General features: G+C 60.5%; 15 protein-coding genes. 8 read left to right on the forward strand and 7 right to left on the reverse strand.

Features of this window, described 5'->3' with window-relative positions:
• Positions 1-20: 20 nt before the first annotated feature.
• The gene (locus AC56QX_RS16925) at positions 21-461 is read right to left on the reverse strand and encodes a VOC family protein (RefSeq protein ID WP_497117504.1); all 441 of its coding nucleotides are present in this window, start codon (positions 459-461) and stop codon (positions 21-23) included.
• A gap of 220 nt (positions 462-681) precedes the next feature.
• On the opposite strand from AC56QX_RS16925, the gene AC56QX_RS16930 reads away from it, so the two are divergent.
• From AC56QX_RS16930 to AC56QX_RS16965, 8 genes are all read left to right on the forward strand, one after another.
• Positions 682-1,017 (forward strand): hypothetical protein, encoded by a 336-nt coding sequence (locus tag AC56QX_RS16930; protein WP_497117506.1) that lies wholly within the window; start codon positions 682-684, stop codon positions 1,015-1,017.
• Positions 1,018-1,192: 175 nt separating this feature from the next.
• On the forward strand, positions 1,193-1,699 hold the full coding sequence (locus tag AC56QX_RS16935) for a DUF4231 domain-containing protein (protein WP_497117508.1): 507 nt from the start codon (positions 1,193-1,195) through the stop codon (positions 1,697-1,699).
• On the forward strand, positions 1,686-2,288 hold the full coding sequence (ribA, locus tag AC56QX_RS16940) for a GTP cyclohydrolase II RibA (protein ID WP_497117518.1): 603 nt from the start codon (positions 1,686-1,688) through the stop codon (positions 2,286-2,288). The genes AC56QX_RS16935 and ribA overlap by 14 nt, the downstream gene beginning before the upstream one ends.
• A gap of 80 nt (positions 2,289-2,368) precedes the next feature.
• Positions 2,369-7,525: a phosphorylase family protein gene (locus AC56QX_RS16945; protein ID WP_497117521.1), complete on the forward strand. Its 5,157-nt coding sequence runs from the start codon at positions 2,369-2,371 to the stop codon at positions 7,523-7,525.
• A gap of 202 nt (positions 7,526-7,727) precedes the next feature.
• A complete protein-coding gene (gene minC / locus AC56QX_RS16950; RefSeq protein WP_497117522.1) occupies positions 7,728-8,561 on the forward strand; it encodes a septum site-determining protein MinC in 834 nt (277 codons plus the stop codon).
• A 69-nt stretch (positions 8,562-8,630) separates the two neighbouring features.
• Positions 8,631-9,446 (forward strand): septum site-determining protein MinD, encoded by an 816-nt coding sequence (gene minD / locus AC56QX_RS16955; protein WP_497117524.1) that lies wholly within the window; start codon positions 8,631-8,633, stop codon positions 9,444-9,446.
• Entirely contained in the window at positions 9,443-9,715 is a 273-nt protein-coding gene (minE, locus tag AC56QX_RS16960) for a cell division topological specificity factor MinE (RefSeq protein WP_497117525.1), read from the forward strand. Before minD ends, minE begins: the two co-directional genes overlap by 4 nt.
• 331 nt (positions 9,716-10,046) lie before the next feature.
• On the forward strand, positions 10,047-11,492 hold the full coding sequence (locus tag AC56QX_RS16965; protein ID WP_497117526.1) for a coiled-coil domain-containing protein: 1,446 nt from the start codon (positions 10,047-10,049) through the stop codon (positions 11,490-11,492).
• A gap of 338 nt (positions 11,493-11,830) precedes the next feature.
• On the opposite strand, the gene AC56QX_RS16970 is transcribed toward AC56QX_RS16965, so the two are convergent.
• From AC56QX_RS16970 to AC56QX_RS16995, 6 genes are all read right to left on the reverse strand, one after another.
• Positions 11,831-13,615: an ABC transporter ATP-binding protein gene (locus tag AC56QX_RS16970; RefSeq protein ID WP_497117527.1), complete on the reverse strand. Its 1,785-nt coding sequence runs from the start codon at positions 13,613-13,615 to the stop codon at positions 11,831-11,833.
• Positions 13,615-14,652: a glycosyltransferase family 2 protein gene (locus tag AC56QX_RS16975; protein WP_497117529.1), complete on the reverse strand. Its 1,038-nt coding sequence runs from the start codon at positions 14,650-14,652 to the stop codon at positions 13,615-13,617. Before AC56QX_RS16975 ends, AC56QX_RS16970 begins: the two co-directional genes overlap by 1 nt.
• 4 nt (positions 14,653-14,656) lie before the next feature.
• Complete coding sequence (locus tag AC56QX_RS16980) at positions 14,657-15,763, reverse strand: glycosyltransferase family 2 protein (RefSeq protein ID WP_497117530.1); 1,107 nt, start codon at positions 15,761-15,763, stop codon at positions 14,657-14,659.
• On the reverse strand, positions 15,760-16,917 hold the full coding sequence (locus tag AC56QX_RS16985; protein WP_497117532.1) for an acyltransferase family protein: 1,158 nt from the start codon (positions 16,915-16,917) through the stop codon (positions 15,760-15,762). The genes AC56QX_RS16980 and AC56QX_RS16985 overlap by 4 nt, the downstream gene beginning before the upstream one ends.
• A gap of 578 nt (positions 16,918-17,495) precedes the next feature.
• Positions 17,496-18,740: an ATP-binding protein gene (locus tag AC56QX_RS16990; protein ID WP_497117534.1), complete on the reverse strand. Its 1,245-nt coding sequence runs from the start codon at positions 18,738-18,740 to the stop codon at positions 17,496-17,498.
• Entirely contained in the window at positions 18,737-19,462 is a 726-nt protein-coding gene (locus AC56QX_RS16995; protein ID WP_497117536.1) for a response regulator, read from the reverse strand. The genes AC56QX_RS16990 and AC56QX_RS16995 overlap by 4 nt, the downstream gene beginning before the upstream one ends.
• Positions 19,463-19,565: the final 103 nt, after the last annotated feature.

Here is a 19,565-nt window from a genome sequence, read left to right on the forward strand (position 1 = left end):
TCAGCCGCACCGCCAATTCTCTAAGACTGCAGGCTGCGCCCTTCCTCCGCCTTGTCGCCGGAAGGCATTGCGGAAAAATCCATCCACATCGCGCCCACGGCGTGGCCATCGGGATCAGCGAGGTCGCGTGTATACATGAAGCCATGATCCTCGATCGGATTGATGTCGGCGGTGCCACCGTTCGCGGCAGCGGCTGTGGCCATCGCATCGACCGCCTCGCGGCTGTCGAGCGACAGCGCCAGCATGACCTCGCTGGAGGTTGATGGCGGGATGGGGCGCGTGGTCATGGTCTGCCATTTTTCACGGCTGAGCAGCATGAAATTGATGTGGTCGCTCCACACCATCCCCGCGGCCGTCTCGCTGGTGAACCCGGGATTGTTCTTGAACCCGAGAGCTTCATAGAACGCCATGGACACCTTCACGTCGCTCACCGGCAGGCTCACGAAAATCTTCTTGCTCATCGATCGTTCCTTTCGTTGTCGGGATGCCAGTCCAGGCGCCTGCTGTAAGACGGTTGACTGGGCGTAGATCCGACACCGCATCTCGATTTTTTTTGAATCGCTGGCGCAGCGGCACGGCGAGAAGACCGGAAAAGGCGGAGCCTGGGGACTTTTGAGACGAGGGAGGCGGCGGAGAAGGAAGAGCGGGAGGTGCTGTATTTCAAGTGGTATTGAGTGGGCCTTGGAGGGACGTGCCGTTCGCAAAGCCATTGCAGCAAGTTGCAATCTCGCCAACCGCACGCGACAGGTGGGGCGGTATGGCAACGGCAAATCCTCTAGCCTCACTAGTCAGAACGAACTGCTGCATTTCGATTTGACCATTGTCGGCGGTATGTTCATGCTGGCAATCGCGGATACCGGCGCGATCTCGCTGGATGGGCTCGGCGCCGATTACCTTCAGCAGCGGCAGCGCGACAAGCAATGCGGGCGGCGGAGAGCCAGATGGGGAGGCGAGGGGCTATGGCAGCTGCACCACCACGACCTTGAGCCCGGCATGGCGCCTCGGCACCGAAGCTAGGCGCTGGCTAGCGCTTCTGCAGCAGGGCTTAATCGGGCATTTCTCGAAAGGAAAGCGCTGATCGCTCACAATTGATGTGTAGGGCGCCCCAATTCTTCTTGTATTTTTAGCATATGAGCATGGCGAGCCAGAAGTGTCTCTGCTATGCCATTCTCCAATGAAGGGGGGCTTACAAGTGGGCTGGCGTCGAGATAATACACTGCCGAATGAAGGATTCACCTCTGCTGTAGACTACTATTCGGCGTTACGTGGAGGTTTGCGTGAGAAGGCAGACCATAACAAAGCAGAATCCCAATGGTGCTTTAGTCTAACCATCGCTTGCACGTTAATGACGCCTCTATTTGTGACGTTGGGTCACGACGATTTATGGGCGAAAGTTGTACCAGCCTCGCTATCCGTGTTAGCCGCCGGGCTAACATCGTGGTTGCAGCTGCGAAAACCTCAGCGACTTTGGTCAATTTATCGCCGCGGCCAGCGGGAACTCGAAAGGGAAAAATCCTATTTTGACTTCAAGTTAGGCGACTATGGGTTGACTGCGGATCCGGAGAAATTGCTGGCACAAAAAGTATCCGACATTGCATTTAGAGTGCATGAACAATGGGAGGGTCTTGTTCCAGAACCAGACGCTCTCGTTTCAAATGGGGCAAAGGGCCTTGCCGGTGTGACCAATGAGCTTGGCTGAACCGGAGATCGCTAGTTCTCCTCTAAAGACACGCTACGGCACTTTTCGTCTCTACGTATTTTCCTGGTCGGAGAACGAACAGGACAACGTGCTAGCTCTGCTAGCCGAGGGGCCGGAAACGCGCCCATTAGTTCGGGTGCAAAGCGCCTGCTACACTGGCGAGATATTCGAAAGCCGCGATTGCGATTGCCATTGGCAACTTGAGACAAGTCTTGCTCGTATCGCCGTCTCCGGAGGCATCTTTATTTACATGCTTTGTGATGGGCGCGGCGCAGGCCTCCTTACAAAGATTCGTGGGATGAACTTGACGGCTACTACGGGGATCGACACGGCAGAAGCCTACGAACAACTTGGATCTCCCCTTGACCCTCGCACGTATGAACGAGCGGCCTTCGTGCTTCGCTATTTTAGCGTTACCGATTGCATTTTACTCACCAACAATCCCCGTAAAGTAGCAGGTTTGGAGCGAGAGGGACTTAGCGTTGATCGCTGCTCTCTTGAAAGCGAACCTACCCCCGACAACGAGGACTATCTGCGCTCAAAGGCTCGAAAGCTGGGCCACAAGATGCAACGGTTTGGTACGGAATAGGCTGGTCGGCGGTGTCGCAACAAAGATCCGCTCAGATATTTCTAGACGCCGATGCAAAAGGTTGGCGCCGAGTTCTCGTTGTGACGGCCCTGGCCTTGGAGACCAGAGCGGTTCGTGCGCACGTCACGCACCTTGGCCATGCTGTAGCCCGCGACGGCGCATTTTTGGAACTCGGCCATTTTTCATCTAATGGTGTGGATTGGCTCGTCATGTTCGCAGAGAGCGGCGCTGGAACACACGAGGCCCAAGGAGTGGCGCAAAATGCATTCTCCGAGTTCGGTCCCTTTGAATTGTCCTTGTTTGTGGGTATCGCCGGTGGTCGCAAGCCTGAGGCCATCGTCGGCGCCGTCGTGGCTTCCAGTGAAGTCTATATGGCGTATGGAGGCAAGTGGGCCGAGGGCGCCTTCAACAGTCGGCCCGACGTTCGAACTGTCGACATCCGTCTTGTCAATATTGCCAAGAAGATCGAAAGGGACGGTGAGTGGCAAACCCGCATTCGGCCTCCGCTCAAAGGACAACTTCCAGAGGATGGTCTCTATCCCAAGCCTCGTCCACCAAATGCGCTCATAGCCCCGATTATCTCCGTTGAAGCGGTCTCCGCAGATCCAGACTCGGAGCTTGAGGCCCAGATAACCAAACACTACAACGACTCCTTCGCCGTTGAGATGGAAGGGTACGGTTTCCTCTTTGTCGCTGAGCGCGAGAGAACGCCGGGCATCGTAATTCGGGGGATATCAGACCAGCGCAAGAACAAGCAGCCGGAATTGGATGTTGTCCATCAGCCTGTAGCCGCGGTCCATGCAGCGGCGTTTGGGTTTGCCGTTGTTGATCTCTGGGGAATGACCTATGAGCGTCAACCCGTTATACCAAGAATTGCCAGTCCCTCGAGGACACGCGGGCCTGAAACATCTGCCTTGCAGGAAACATTAGAGCAGAGGTCATCTATTACATCGACATTTGTAATGAACTTTAAGGGATCTGAGGTAGATTTTCCTCCGGAGCGCCAAGCCGCTATCTTGGCAGCGCTCCGGAAGCTAATCGGTGACGATAAGCTCGAAATCGTAGGCACCGAAGCGGGTTCGTTCCGACTCATTCTCAGCGGTGAGGACGGAGACGTGACTAAATTGGACACGCCGGAGGTTCGCCACTTTCTGACGGATAAGTTCCAAGCCACACTCATTGGTGTGATGACTGAGGAGGAGTATCGGGCGATATCCGATGCGCAATCCTCACTGGTTGCTGCGTCCGGTCCGCTTATGGATTGGCCGCAGACTCTACCCGACAAAACATGGATAGACAGGCCAGAATTAAGTAAGCTTCTAGAGATACTTGATGGTGACGTGGGATCTACAATTGCTATTATTGGTGATCCTGGATCAGGTAAGACTGCGCTCCTGGCTCGTTTCGCGCATACGTTGAAAGACCAAGGTGTACCGTTTCTGGCGATCAAGGCTGATCTTTTAGACACGGCGGTCGCTACAGAAGATGATCTGCGAAAGAACCTTCATCTCTCGGAGAACCCAGCCGCGATACTTATGCGCCTTAGTCTGCTGGGACCTGTGGTCTTAGTTATCGATCAGCTCGACGCCCTTGCGGGATATGTGGACCTCCGCACAGGACGGTTGAGCGTACTATTGAATTTGGTTCGTAAACTCGGCCTGCGCCGAAACATCCACGTCGTGCTGTCAGCACGCGCTTTCGAATTTGCTCACGATACCCGCCTAAAGACGGTACAGGCAGACAGTCTGAACCTCGAACTGCCCGCTTGGAGCCACATCCTTAAGATACTTGAATCCAAAGGTATTAAAGCTGACGGGTGGCCGAATGATGCACAGGAGGTGATGCGATCGCCACAGGCCCTCGCCACTTTCCTCTTATTTGCCGACAAGGCGACAGTAGAACCGTTTCTGACCTACCAGGCAATGCTCGAAAAACTTTGGCAGGAGCGCATCATCTCCCAACCGAACGGCGGTCGCGTAGCACGGTTGGCGGGTCGCATCGCCGAAGACATGGCAGAAAGGGAAACGCTTTGGATTGCAGCATCGAAGTACGACGACCAAGCGACCGACCTTGAGCAGCTGCTCGCCAACGGAATTCTTACTAACCCCGGCACGCCGGGTAGCGTCGGGTTCTCTCATCAGACCGTCTTCGAGTATGCACTCGCGCGTGCCTTCGCACAAAAGGAGGGAAGATTGTCGAGCTACGTTCTCGATCGTGAGTCATCACTCTTCATTCGCCCCAAATTGTGGGCAGCACTCACTTATCTTAGGGCGGTTGAACAGCCCGCCTATCTAACGGAACTAACCGCAATCTGGTCGTATGAAAATCTTCGCCGACACCTGCGTTATCTGCTGATCGAATTCATGGGGCAACAATCCAGCCCCGTGGAGGGCGAGGGGGTCCTGATGGATCAGTCGATCAATTCCGCTGACCGCCGCGCCTGCTTGCAAGCAATAATTGGTAGTCCCGGATGGTTCACACGGTATGCCGGCACCATCATACCGGAGGCCATGATCAAAGCGGACGAAGCCAATGTCGCAGCAATCATCTTGCGCCGAGCCTGGTCATCCAAGTCGGACAGGGTTACGGCGCTTCTGGAGAAGTATTGGCTGCCCAACAAAGACTACGACGGGTACACGTGGACCGTCCTCGAAGAGGCGCCTGCGTGGTCCGATGCCCATCTCGATATGGCTTCCACTATCTTGTCGCGGACCTCTATCGCCCCCTTTGCATTTGATCAAACCATAATGACGCTCGGCGTTGAACAACCACTCGTGGCGATGCGCTTAGCGCTATCAAGAGTGCTGCTGCTATGGAAGGACGCTTTGGCTGAAGCCGGGCGGCGGGCACGCCTTCCTAGATCAGGAAAGGAAGAGGGCTACCTTGCCGGATATCTTGACAGATCGCCACAAGAGCCATTGACGAAGGTCGTCGAACAATCTGATGGCTGGGAAGGCCTTGAATCTCTAGCTAAGCAGGACCCTAAGAGTTTTGTGTCCCTCTTTTGGCCGTGGTTCAAAGAGGTCTTCGCCGCTCTCAGAACCTATGAGGACAATGAATCTGACTTAGGTTTTCCACTTCAGTATTCACTCGACTTTAGGTTCGAAGGCGAACACTCTCTTGGATTGGGAGAATACGCTCTCTTAGGTGCGCTACGAATTGCGGTGGAGGGTTTAGCCGAGACGGATCCTCAGGGTTTTTTGGGATGGCTGGAACAGAATGGTAGTGAAAACGCTGCGCCTGCTCAGAGGCTATTCGCTCACACGCTGGCAGTCTTCCCTGAAAAATTCTCTCCAACCGCGCTTCAATTTCTGCTTTCCGATAAACGACGACTCCACCTTGGCGGAGTAGAAGACGTCGAGGGCACCACGAAGCGGTTGGTGAAGGCTTGCGCCCCGTTTTGGGATAAAGATCAACTAGGTAGGTTCGTCGAGGAAGTACTCGCGTACTCCCCGAGACCCGCGGCTTGGCGCAATACAGCAGACCAACGCCGCAATTTCAGACGCTATCGCGATCGCCTAAAGTTCCGACTTATGGAAGTGCTTCCTCGCCAGCGCCTTTCGAAAGAAGCGATTGATTTTGTAGAAGAGCAAAGACGCCGATTTGGTGATCCGCCCTCTGGAGTCGTATTCTCAGAAGCCAAATGGATTGGTCCTACTATGTCTGCCGAAGACTTTGGTCGGGCTAAGGACGAGGATGTGATCAATGCGTTTCGTCAGTTGCCCGACGCGACCGGTTGGGACAACCCCAAAGATTTTATGAAGGGTGGCAATATACAACTAGCACGTGCCTTTTCTGATTTTGCTAAAGCAAGCCCGGAGCGGGCGGTTGCTATCCTCAGTAAGATGACGCCTGACATTGGTACTCGCGCGGCAGGATACGCTTTAGATACGATGTCTGAGCAGGCGTCGCCGAAGTTAGTTCTTGCCCTCATACATCAGCTGGAGGCGAGGGGATTTTCTGGCGAAGAGTATCACGGTAACGTGGCACGAGCGCTTGAGCGCCTTATTAGGCGAGATGTCAATATCGATAATGAAATACTTAGTTTGCTTGCGGGTTGGCTGAATAATGACAAGCGCATACTTCTCCAGAACGCGGATAACGACCCGCCAGAGGATGGCGATGAGAACTCTCTTGAGGATGTCCTTCTGTCAAATGATCAGAAGAAAGCCAGCGATCATGCAGGTAGTGTGCTGTGGGGAACGGGTGGAATTTCAATTCTTCCGCATGGAAATTTTCCTATTCTCGAGGCGTTAATTCGCATTCATCTGCAAAGGCAGGATTACGATGGACTTCTCTCTCTTCTATTGGGGCATCTTGAACACTCTGAGGATGAGAAGGTGTGGGCATCCTTGTTGCGCTTGCTCGCTTACATTCGACCCAAGGATACCCACGTCTTTGAAGCCTTTCTGACAAATTTATTTGAGAAATACCCTGGCCTTGCTCATACTCGCGAAGCAGCGATCTTTCTGGCTTATGCGCACTGGGTAGTCCCTGATTTCGTTAAATCCATCCTTTCAGCTTGGAAGTCCAACAAGGCCATGCTTGTTCAGCAGGCATTCGGTGAACTAGCCACCCTTGTTTGGCTTATGCAGCCAGACCTTGACTGGCCTAATGTAATGATAGAGGAGATACTGAATAAAGAGGCAGGATTCGCGCGCGTTGGGGCTGTTTATGCGGCCGTAAACGTTTGGGCTGAGACAGAAAAGAAGGATCGCGCATCCAAACTATTGGAGCGCATCATCCCTAGTGCCGATGATGCGACATGGTCTGCGGTCATTGACATCTTTCGCCTCGTCGACGACATCTCATCGGAACCTGAATGGGTACGGTTGCTGGAGGCGATAGCCGATCGCATTCCTTTTCAGTCTTCATTTGAGTCCACATTCGTAGTCGACAGACTACAGTCGTTGTTACCCCACCAAGCGCAGCTTGTTGCTAAGATAGCTAAGGCGCTTACTACCAAATGGCGGCAGGATCTTGGAGATTTCCGTACCGCTACCTCAGCAGCCGCGCCGGAACTGGTAGATATTGCCATTACTTTGCATCGGCTCGGCCCCCACACACGTGACGTCGGCATTGAGATTTTTGAGGACTTACTTGATGCCAATGCTTATGCCGCTTCGGAGACACTCAGTCAGATCGACAATCGTTTTCGCGGTGCTTCACGTCCTCGGCGGCGGCTTCCTCGCAGGGGGCGGCGGATCGGAAGGCGAACTGTGAAGCCAGCGGCCTGAGTAAGCGACCAATTTCGATCCTTCCAATGTTGGACATATAAGCGTTGGGGCTGAACGGTCGCGCCAAGTATTCACACCTTACGTTTAGTAAACCTGTTAGCTTTCGTGGGATCCGTCAGGAGCCTCCCCCCCTCCCCCCTCATTAACCATTCGTTAACCATTCCCTCGCTAGCGTTTACCTCTCAGTAAGGATTCGCCAGCCGTGACCTTTGCCGCTCCCCTCGAGGCCAAATCCATTCGCTTTCGTGCCCGTTCTTTCGTCGCTTTCACATTGACCCCGGAAGCGCCCATGGCGGAGTGGCTGCAGGGGCTGGATCACTGGATCGGCAACTCGCCGGGCTATTTTGCCGGGCGGCCGGTGTTGCTGGATTTGAACGTGCTCAAGCCCGCGCCGAGCGAGATCGCGGCGCTGGTTGCGGAGCTTGGTACGCGGGGCATCCGCATCTACGCCATCGAGCTCGAGGGGGCCTCGCTTGGCCCCGAGCTGCCGCCTTTGCTGGTCGGCGCCAAGGAGGCGACGACGGATGGGCTGCTGCCTGGCCGCAAGGGTGGGCAAGAGGGTTCCGGCACATCGGACAGCAAGGCCGCCGAGGGCAGGGCGCCGGACCACCGCATGGACGCGCGGACGGATACTGCCGGCGTTGCGAAGGGCAAGGCTGGCGCAAGCAAGACCGAGGAAAGCGAGCCGCAGGTTTCGCACTACGATTCGGGCACGCTGATGATCAAGGCGCCGATCCGTTCCGGCCAGGCGATCATGCATCCGCATGGCGATGTCATCGTGCTCGGCTCGGTCGCGTCCGGTTCGGAGATCGTCGCCGCCGGCTCGATCCATGTCTATGGCACGCTGCGCGGGCGGGCTTCGGCGGGTGCGCTGGGCAACACCAGCGCGCGCATCTTCTGCCGCCGCAACGAGGCCGAGCTTTTGTCGGTCGACGGCTGGTACATCACCGCCGAGGAGATGGAAGGGGTGTCGCGTGGAAAACCGGTGCAGGCCTTCCTCGACGGCGACGGCCTGCGCGTCGAGACTTTGAGTTGACTGACCGCTGACTGAAGAAAGGCCGGCAAGCCGGCCAAGCAATAAACGGATAACAACGGAGGCTTTTCAATGGGCAAGGTAGTGGTGGTCACTTCGGGCAAGGGGGGCGTCGGCAAGACCACCTCGACGGCTGCGCTTGGAGCGGCCGTGGCCAAGACCGGCAAGAAGGTGGCGCTCGTCGATTTCGACGTCGGGCTGCGCAATCTCGACCTGATCATGGGCGCGGAACGGCGCGTCGTGTTCGACCTCGTCAACGTCATCCAGGGCACGGCAAAGCTGTCGCAGGCGCTGATCCGCGACAAGCGGGTCGACACGCTGTTCCTGCTGCCGGCCTCGCAGACGCGCGACAAGGATGCGCTGACCGAGGAAGGCGTCGGCGAAGTCATCGACAAGCTGCGCTCGGTGTTCGACTACGTCTTCTGCGACAGCCCGGCCGGCATCGAGCGCGGCGCACAGCTCGCCATGCGCTTTGCCGACGAGGCGGTCATCGTCACCAATCCGGAAGTGTCGTCGGTGCGCGATTCCGACCGCATCATCGGCCTGCTCGACGCCCGCACCATGCGCGCCGAACAGGGCGAGCAGATCGCCAAACATGTGCTGGTCACCCGCTATGACGCGGGGCGGGCCGCGCGCGGCGAAATGCTCAGCATAGACGATGTGCTGGAAATCCTGTCGGTGCCGCTGCTCGGCATCATTCCGGAAAGCCAGGATGTGCTGCGCGCCTCCAACCTCGGCTCGCCGGTGACGCTGTCGGAGCCGCTCAACACGGCCGCCAAGGCCTACATCGAGGCCGCAAGGCGGCTTGAGGGCGAGCAATTGCCTGTCATCGTGCCCTTCGAGCGCAAGGGCTTCCTCGATCGTCTTTTGGGAAGGAGGGCGGCATGAACCTGCTCGACATCTTCAAGCGGCGCTCCAGCGCGCCGGTGGCGCGCGAGCGGCTGCAAGTGCTGCTCGCCTATGAGCGCCGCAACCGCAACCAGCCCGACCTCGTCTCCATCCTGCGCGAGGAGATCATGGCCGTCATCGCCAAGCATGTGCAGATCGACCAGGATTACCTGCAGGTCTCGATGGACAGGGGCGAGACCATGTCGACGCTGGAGATCGATATCCAGATCCCCAACAAGAGCGCGGTGCCGATGGCGATCGCTGGGTAGCGCCGACGCCATTTCCTCGCCCCCGCGAAGCGGGGGAGAGGTGGCCGCGAAGCGGTCGGAGAGGGGCTGCGCCGCTGGCGGGCTTCCTCGATATTCGTTAAGGCCGCGCCATCCCCCCGCTCCGTCTCGGGCTTCGCCCGAGCCACCTCTCCACATCCGTGAACCCAGGCTTTCCCACGCTCTCGGCATGGTTGCCGGCGGCATTCCAACGCCCGGATCTCCCCAAAATGTCTCCCGCCAAGGGGGGCTTCCCCTGCGTAGCCCTCAGATGTAAGGTCATATTAGCAATTCGTTAAGTACAGGGTAGAGAGCTGGGAAAGGGAGTTCGGACATGAACTTCAAGGGCTTGATCAAGCGTGCTGAAGACGTAGACAATGCATTCCAGGAGCTGCAGGTCGATCTGGCGGACGCGCTGGCATCGGATCTAGGCACCGAGGACGAGGCGCCAAAGAGCGGCGATGTCTCGGATATGGCGGCAGGATCTGATGGCTCGCCGCCCGAGGCGGAAGCGGCAAATCCGGACAGTGCGGACAATACGGACAGTCCCGAGGCCGGGCGTCGACAGACATCCCACACCCAGACCCGCCTGGCTGCGCTGAGTGCCTTCGAGGGCCTCTTTCATGACGCCAGGGACTATATGGACGAGATCACCGGAAAGCTGTCGGAGATCGCGACCTCGCACCATTTGACGCGCGAATACCTCCACATCCTGCACAGCGACATTCTTCGCGCCAATGAGCTGGAGCTCGCAAATGCCGACCTGGCCGCGGAACAAAGAACGCTGTCGGAAAAGCTGCACGACGCGGTGAGAAAGCTGCGCGAGCGCGAAGGCGCTTTCGACCTGCAGCAGCAGCGCGAGGCAAGCCTGGTTCAGGACCGGGAGGCGCTCCGCGCAGCGCTTGCCGCGGTAAGGCTGGAACTCGTGGAGACAGCCAATGCGAGCGCAAAACGCGACGCGGAGTTCGGCGAAATCGCCAAGCAGGTGACTGCCAAAACGGTCCAGGCCAACAGGCGCCTGCGCGAGAGCAAGATGCTGCGGGAAAAGCATGTCAGCCTGTCGCTCGATCTCGACAAGGCGCTGAAGCGGGAATCCCAGGCGCGCCATAGGCTCGACGAGCTCTCGGCGATCCATGCCAGCGAGGCAGCACGGCTTGCGAACCTGCAGGCCGCGCTCAGCAAGAGCGAGATAGAGGGGATGCGGCTGCAAAAGTCACTCGAGGCCGCACAGGCGAAGCTGTCGGAAACAACCGAAGCGTCCCGCATGATGGAAGGTGACAGGGAAGCCGAGCTGGCTCGCGGCGAGGCGGAAATGCGCGGGTTGCGTTCGGAGATCGAGGACCTGCAATCGCGGCTGGAGCAGGCGTCGAACGAGAACAGCGAGGCCGTCGGCGAAATCGCCAGGCTGAAGACTGAATTGAACGACGCCCTGGCTGAAAAGAAAATCGCCGACGAAAGATTGTCCGCTCTCACCCGCGAGAACGAAAACGACAAGATGAGCCTTTCGAGAGTGAATGCCAATCTCTCGCAGCTTACGCTGCAACAGGCATCGGAACAGATACAGTTCGATGTCCAGAGGCAGGAGTGCGACGACCTCAAAGCCGAGATCGCGTCACTCAATGCCCGGATCAAGGAATTGCTGCCCTACGAGCGGCTCCACAAAGCCACCAACGGCAGACCGCGCGAGGGCGGCGTGGTCGAGATTGCCGGCGTGGTGGCGGAAAAGGCACGTGCAGCGGGCAGGCGGCGCATCCCCAGGAACCTCCGCGTGGCGCCGTAGCTGACTTCACCCTTCCAAGGCTGCCGCGACGTCGCTTCGCTCCCGCTCTCCGTCCCGGGCTTCGCTCGAGCCACCTTGCGGGAGCCACGGGCCTCGCCCGTCCTTCGGCTCCCCAATTTCTGTGGGGCGAGGAGCCCAAGAGGGGGGCCGGCACCGCATCTGGAGAGTAAACCAATGGGCACCGGCCCGGGCGGATCGACAGGTCCGCCGCGAAACAACGGTAGCGAGTCCGGGCACCGCATAGCATTGGTGCGATCGCGCAGGGTGCCTGCGGCAATTCCCGGGTCTCGTGATTCGGATGGCCGAGGCCGCACCGAGAATCGCTGCCCGAACCCATGTCAGTCAAGCGGTTCATGCTGGTAAAGCTCGTCCATCGAGAGCGATGCCAGGGCGCCGAAAGGGGCCTGCTTCTTCACCCGGCCACCGCTCAGGATCACCACGTCGTCGCAGAACGAGATGGTGCTGTGATGATGGCTGATGACGATGGTCGTGCGCCGTCCCGCCCTCGACTTCAGGGTCTCGACGATGGCTGCTTCCGACAAGCCGTCCACCGCATTGGTGGCTTCGTCGAGGATGAGCAGATCGGGATCGCGCACCAGGGCCCTGGCCAGTGCGATCCGCTGCCTCTGTCCGGCCGACAGATTGACGCCCCTGTAGCCAACGAGCGTCTCGTAGCCCTGAGGCAGCCGTTCGATGAATTCATGCGCTTCGGCCAGTCTCGCGGCGCGCTCGGCATCGCCGATCGTCGCCGCGTCCTGGCCGTAGGTTATGTTGTCGAAAATGGTGCCATCGACCAGCTCCAACTCCTGGCTGGCGAGCGCGATGTGGCGCCGCCACTGGCTGGCGTCGATCCCGTCGAGCGGTGATCCATCGACGAGGATTCGGCCAGTATCCGGCTCCACGAAGCGGCACAGGAGATTGGCGATGGTGGTCTTGCCGGCGCCGGAGCGGCCGATCAGCGCCGTCGAGCGACCGCCGCGGATATCGAACGTCGCCGCATGCAGCACGACCTCACGCTGGTCCGTGCCGGAATAGGTGAACGTCACGTCATCGAACTTGATGCCTTTGCCCAGACCGTGGAACGGCCCGTCGCCTTGCGGAGGCTTGGGCTTGTCCGTGGGGTCCAGCATCCATGTCACCTCTTCCAGCGATCCGCTCAGGCCCTGCAACTGGCTCCACGACCCTTGCAGGGCCCGCATATGCGGCTGCAGCCTGTAGAGCAGGATGACGAAGGCGATGATCAGCGGGAAACTCACTTGCGCCAGCCAGGCGCCAATCACCACCGCCAGGAACAGCATGGCGTGCAGAACCTCCGTCAGCGGCGGCAACGCGCCCTGGCGGACCTGCAGGACGAAGGAGGCGCGGCGGACCCCGTCCGATGCTGCATCGAAAATAGCCTTCTCCCGGTTCTCCTGTCCGAAGATGCGGATGAGGCGTCCGGCATGCACCAGATGCAGCATCTGCGAGGCGAGGTGGCCGTTGCGCGAAGCGACGCTGCGGCTCGGCTCCTTCAGATTGGCCGAGAGGACGGCGTGCGCGATCTGGACGAGCGCCAGTCCGAGCGTAACCAGCAGCGTCATGCGCCACGAAAGCAGGAGCAGGAAAGCCAGGAGGATGATGGCGGCCGATGCGCTGACGATTGCCGAGAGCATGATCTGGATCGCATCCGATGCCCGCCAGGATTCGTTGGAGATGATGTTGAGCAGCCGTCCGGGGCTCTGTCGCAGGAAAAAGGGATAGCCGACCCGCAACAGCTGCTCCGACAAGGCGCTGCGGATCGAATGACTGGCCTTGCCGGAAATGAAGGTCGTCAGCAGCGTGTTGGCGAAGGCGAAAAGGTTCTTCAGGAGGATCGAGCCGAGGATGGCGGCTGAAATGACGACAAGCCGGTCGCGCTCGCTCAGGCTGGCTCCGACGTGCTGGAGGATTGCCGGGAAACCAGCCATTCCCGCCGCATCCCCATGTCCCATGATGATGCCCAGCAGCGGGATGATCAGGCCGATGCCGAAGCCTTCGAGGGCGGCGCCGACCAGGCCGAGAACCACCACGGCCGGAAGCAGGCGCAGTTGCCGCTTTCCGAACGCGCGGAACAGCATCGGCAGGCTAGGCGGGAGCAATGCCATCAGAGCGGTGCCTCGGCATTGGCTTGTTGATCCTGCCGCACCGGCTCGACCTGTGGCCGTCTCGCCAGCAGGAGAACCGCGAATCTGGCCGCGCCGAGCACATTCATGCCGACGATCGGCCAGTGCGACAGCCTCAGTTCACGATCGAACGCCGGCCCGCCCATCCATTCCCGGAAAGCCGCTCTCGCGGCCCAGTAGAAATGGCGAAGCAGCCAGGGCGCATGGCGAATATGCTTCACGCAGAGCCCGCCATTGCCCAGGCTGTAGTCGCGATGGAGCTTTTCGATGGCTTTGCGATCGCGTCGGCCGTGATGATGGAATATCGTCATATCAGGCACGTACTCGACCGCGATGCCGAGCAGCATCGCCCGCACGAGGTAATCGGTATCCTCCGCCGAGCGCAACGGCCCGCCGGCGCCGAAGCGTTCGTCGAAATAGCCGATGCGGGCCGCGACGTCTCGGTGCATGGTCATGTTGCAGCCCAGCACGAAGCCGCCGGGATGAACATCCGGCGTCAACCGCTCGCGTACCCGCGATCGCTTGATCGTGAACGGCAAATCCCGGGGATCGCCAAGCTCGACGCTGCCGCCTCGGATGAGCCATTGCTCGCCGGACGCATAGTGCCGCTCCAGATCCCGCAAATAGTCGCGATGCACCGCGCAATCATCATCGACGAAGACCAGCACCCGGCCACGCGCGCGCCTCAAGCCGGCGTTGCGGGCAGCTGCCAGTCCGGGGCGTGGCTCGCAAACGGGCGTGAATGGGATGTCCGACATAGCGGCGATGCTGGCCAGGCGTTCCGCCGTGCGATCACTCGAGCCGTTGTCGACGACCACGAGTTCGGCGGCGAAGCCGGCATGGGCACGGCACGCGGCCTGCACCGACTTGATGCAGGCCTCGAGCACGGCGACGCGGTTGCGCGTGCATATGATGAAGCTGACTTCCGGGCCTGATCGCTCCGCTCGCGGACCGACCGAGACGGCGCCAAGCGCCGTCGAACGATCGCGCCGCAAGGGTTGGTGGGCTTTGACGGTCATTCCTCTAGCCCACCTGATGAGATGCCAGAACCGCCGCGGCGGGCGCGGATTTGAAGAAGTATTCCACGGCGTCCGCTTGCTTGCCGGCCGACAGCGAGGCGCGGCTGAGCCAGGGCGCCCAGGCGCCCGGCCGCAGCGCATATTTCTCGCGCCGCCGGATGGCGTTCCACTTCGCGGTCCGCGTCAGCAATTCATGCGTCAGTGGGGGCTGCTTTTCGTCGGCGACGAGCTGGTAAAGGAAATAGAACAGGTTGAGCGCGCCAGCTTCGAAGCTCGGCCGCGTCTCGGCCGGCAGCGAGCAGATCCGTTCCTCCAGCGCGAGAATGAAGTCGGCCGCTCGGGTAACCGTGTCGTGGCTGACCGCTTCGCCGATGTCGCGCAGATCCCGCGTGGCTTCCGCGAGGCCCTCGCGCTCGAGGTTCTCGGCCACGATGCGCAAATGCGTCCTGCGCATCTCCTTGCTGTGCCGGTGGGTCACGCTCCCCTGATGAGTACGGTAGACGAGCAGGTTTTCGGGCATCATGGCTGCCGGGTAACGAGCGGCCAGCCGCCGGAAGAGATCGAAATCCTCGGCGTGCCTGTAGGTCGGGTCGTAGTTGAGAGCGGCGTCCTCGATGACCTTCCTGTTGTAGACGACCGTCGGGTGCATGAAGATCGTGAAGAACATCGCCAAAACAGGGATGCGGCCGAACTGGAACACCGGATCGGGCTTACCCCTGGCGATGCGGCCGCGGATCAACATGTCGACGCCGGCGCCGCAGAAGCCGAGCTCGGGCCGCCGCTCGAACAGCGCCACCTGGCGCGACAGGCGCCAGGGATAGGCGATGTCGTCCGCATCCATCCGCGCGACCAGCTCGCCCCGGGCGACCGCCAGCCCTTCGTTGAGCGTTGCGACGAGGCCGCGGTTTTCGCGCGAGATGATCGAAATGCGGCTGTCGGCCTTCCGGCATCGCTCGAGGATTTCGAGCGAATTGTCGGTCGACCCGTCATCGATGGCGATGACCTCCAGCCGGCGGTAGTCCTGCCGCAGGATGCTTTCCAGTGCCGCGGCGAGGTAGGGCCCGGCATTGTAGACCGGCAGCAGGACGGAGACGAGCGGCGCGGCGGTCATCGTCTCGCATCCGTTCGCGGAAGGTCGAGGGATGGCGTGCGGCCATCGGGCGATCCCACCGGCCTCGCAAACCAGCCGGCATGACCGGCCGGGGCACGCCGGACATAGGGGAAGTGGCGCTTGAGGCTGTTGAGCGGCCTTTCGAAAACCATCCAGGAGATCGAAGCCAGGACGATCGTGGCGGTGCCCGCAACCAGGAACCGTCCTGGCCCTTGCTGCGAGACATTGAGCGGAATCCAGGGCTGCGACTTGACGGCGAGCGACAGCAATATCGGATGATAGAGATAAACGCCGTAGCTGATGCGGCCGAGACCAAGCAGCGGCGGCTGGTCAAGAAGCTTGCCGATTGTGCCGCCAAGGCCGCTCGAACAGGCGGCGACGATGGCCATCAGCGGCACCAGGGGCAGGACTTGCCGCACCAGCCAATGGGCCCATTCCAGCACCGGATCGGCAGGCGCCGGGACGAACCATTCGATGACAAGGAATGCGGCCGCGAAGGCAGGCCAGCCAAGCCGCATCCATTGCGGCAGGGCCGCACCTCTGGACCGCCAGCAGGCAAGCAGCGCGCCCGTCGCCAGCGCATCCATGGATGCCGGTGGCAGCAGGTCGCGCGCCAGCGCCGTGTTGGCGGTGAGCGGCCAGTAAAAGCGATAGGCCAGCGACAGGGCGATGACGCCGATGCAGATCTGTTCGAAACGCCGGCGTGGGGCCAAAAGGACGACCAGTGGCCAGGCGAGATAGAACTGCTCCTCGATGCTCAGGCTCCAGAAATGGCACAGCACCCAGGGGTTCCAGTTGTTGTGAAGCGCATACCAGAAATTCGACAGGTAAAGCGCATGCCAGACCAGCGATCCCCTGGACTGCTCCAGATCAAACAGCCAGACGAAACCCAGCACGGCAAAATAGGGAGGGAATATCCGTAGCGCCCGTCTGACGTAGAAGGATCGCAGCGCCGGGCCGGTTTCAAACGCGGCGGCCGCGCGCGCTTCCAGCAGCAGGCGGGTGATCAGGAAGCCGCTCAGCACGAAGAACAGCCGCACGCCGATATGGCCCCAAAACGAAGATCCTCCCGCGGCGAAGAAATGGGAGTACATCACCATCGTCACTGCGATGGCCCTCAGTGCATCCAGTTGGATGTCGCGGGCATTTGCCATCAGCGGCTTCCGCCTGCGTGATGTCCGTGCCGCCTCGCCGCTTCGAGCGGCGGGCGAGGACGGACGATGGCTGTCCTTGGTCCGGTATCGTCAGACCCGAGCCTTGCGCGTCCATCCGAGCCAAGAACGAATTCGACGGATGGACAGCTCAAGTTCGTCAAGCTGGCGGAATCCTCCACGGCGTACGTCCAGTCGCAAACGAGTCCCCCGGCGGATGGATCGGCTACGGCATTGTGCAGTGCAACACAAAAAAAATAGCAAGCTGAAATACTTATGTGAGCAAGGCTAGAAATTGGCAAAAAGCCTCTATTTTCCGGCGTCTTGCGATTTTCTATGGCATTTCAACCTCCTGGTTCGAGTTATGTCTATCTGCTCGCTTTGGTTGATTGGGGACACTTCTGCTCGGGAAGGCAGGAATCGTTCGAGTTTTTTTAAAAAAACCTCGAAATTTGATAAATCTACATTTTATCTATTTGGGTTCATCCCGATCAGCCCGGCGAATGAATTGGAATCATTGGCCTTTCGCGGTGCGGCATAGCCGCCTTTTTCGTCGACTGGCCACATGGCTCGCCGACGCCTCACACCGCCGCAAACACCACGGTCTGCGCCAGCCCGCCGCCCCTGCGGTTCTCCAGCGTCACGGTGCCGCCATAGCGCTCGATGATTTCCTTGGCGATGGCGAGGCCGAGACCGGCGCCGGGAATGAATTGCTGGCGGCCGGGGTCGACGCGGAAGAAGGGCTCGAAGGCCTTGTTGATGAGGTCGGGCGGGATGCCCGGGCCCTTGTCGGAAATGGTCAGCACGGCGCGCCCGTCGGCGGCGGCGAGGTCGATGCTGCAGGCCTTGCCGTGGGTGGCGGCGTTGACGATCAGGTTGCGCAGCGCCCGGCGCAGGCCGAGCGCGCCGGCGCGCACCGACACCTTGTCGAGATGGCCGATCGAGACGGCATGGCCGAGCGCGACCATCTCGGCTTCGATATCCCCTACCATCTTGCGCAGGTCCAGCGGCTCGACGGCGTCCTGGTTGACCTCCTCGCGCACCAGGCGAATGGCGCTGTCGGCGATGCGGTCGAGCTCGTCGAGGTCGTGAAGCCATTTGTCGCGGTCTTCGTCGAGGAATTCGGCGCGCAGCCGCATGCGCGTCATCGGCGTGCGCAGATCATGGCCGGCGGCGGCTACCAGCCGCATGCGGCTTTCCATGGCCGTGCGCAGCCGCGACGACAGCTGGTTCAAAGCATGCGCCGTCGCCCTGACCTCGGCCGAGCCCTCTTCCGGCAACTGCGGCAGCAGCCCGTCCGAGCCGATCTTCGAGACGGCCGCCTCGAGCATTTCGAGCGGCCGCACGAGCACCGAGGTGAAATAGACCGACACGGCGGTGGCGCCGAGCGCGATCAGCGTGATCCAGCCGGCGAGAACCAGCCAGACATCCCTTGGCGGGTCGAAGTCGGGGACGTCGATGATCATCCAGCGTTTGTCGGGAAGCGCCACCGACGCGACCATGCCGGGAGTGCCCGGAGTACGGCTGACGACGGCCGAGAGGCCGAGGCCGTCATCACGCAGGATGTCGTTGAGCACGCGCGTGTGCTTGCGGTCCACCGGGCCATCGGCGGGGTGGTCGCGGATGGTCAGCGGAGCATCGCCCGCGCCAGGCACATGGCCCGGAACCAACTGCACCATGAATTGGACCTGACGGGCAACCGGTCCCATGATCAGTTCCGGCGACGGCCCGCCAAGCACCTTGATCGCCACGGTCGTGGCGAGGCCGACGACGCCGATGATGGAGGCCACCAGCAGGATGATCAGCCTTCGGCGCAGCGAGTTCACGCCTGCGCCTCCACCGCCTCGACACGCGCGGTCAGCTGGTAGCCGCCATTGCGCACGGTCTTGAACAGCGGCCCGTCGCCGGTGTCGGAGAATTTGCGGCGCAGCCGGCTCATCAGCACGTCGACCGAGCGTTCGAGCGGGTCGCGTTCGCGGCCTTGCGTGAGATCAAGCAGCTGGTCGCGCGACAGCAGCCGGCCGGGTCGGTCGAGGAACACCTGCAACAGGTCGAACTCGGCGCCGGTGAGGTCGACGAGCTCGCCCCGCGCGTCCGTCACCTTGCGGGTGTCCGGTTCCAGCCGGTAGCTGGCGAAGCGGTAGATGCGCGCGCGGGGAGCGGGCGCCTCTTCCGGTGCCGCGCGCCGCAGCACGGCGCGGATGCGGGCGGTGAGTTCGCGCGGGTTGAAGGGCTTGCCGAGATAGTCGTCGGCGCCGAGCTCCAGGCCGATGATGCGGTCGACATCTTCCTTCAGCGCCGTCAGCAGAATGACGGGGACATGCGGCTTGCGATCGCGCAAGGCGCGGCAGATGTCGAGGCCGGAGCCGTCGGGCAGCATGACGTCGAGCACGACGAGGTCGAACTGGCCGGCGGCCAGCTTCTGCTCGCATTCGCGCCGGTCGGCTGCCACCGAGACGCGAAAGCCCTGGCCGTCGAGGTAGCGGCCGAGCAGTGTGCGGATTTCGCGGTCGTCGTCGACGACGAGGATGTGGGGTTGTGCCTGCATGATGATGCCCTTGCTTGGCGCTAATTATAGGGAGCGCGCGCGCCAGCGGCATGGAAAATTGCAACGCAATGTTTCCAACGGGCCGCCAGAAACGTTCGGAAAC

The organism is Mesorhizobium sp. RCAM 06353 (assembly GCF_059683585.1).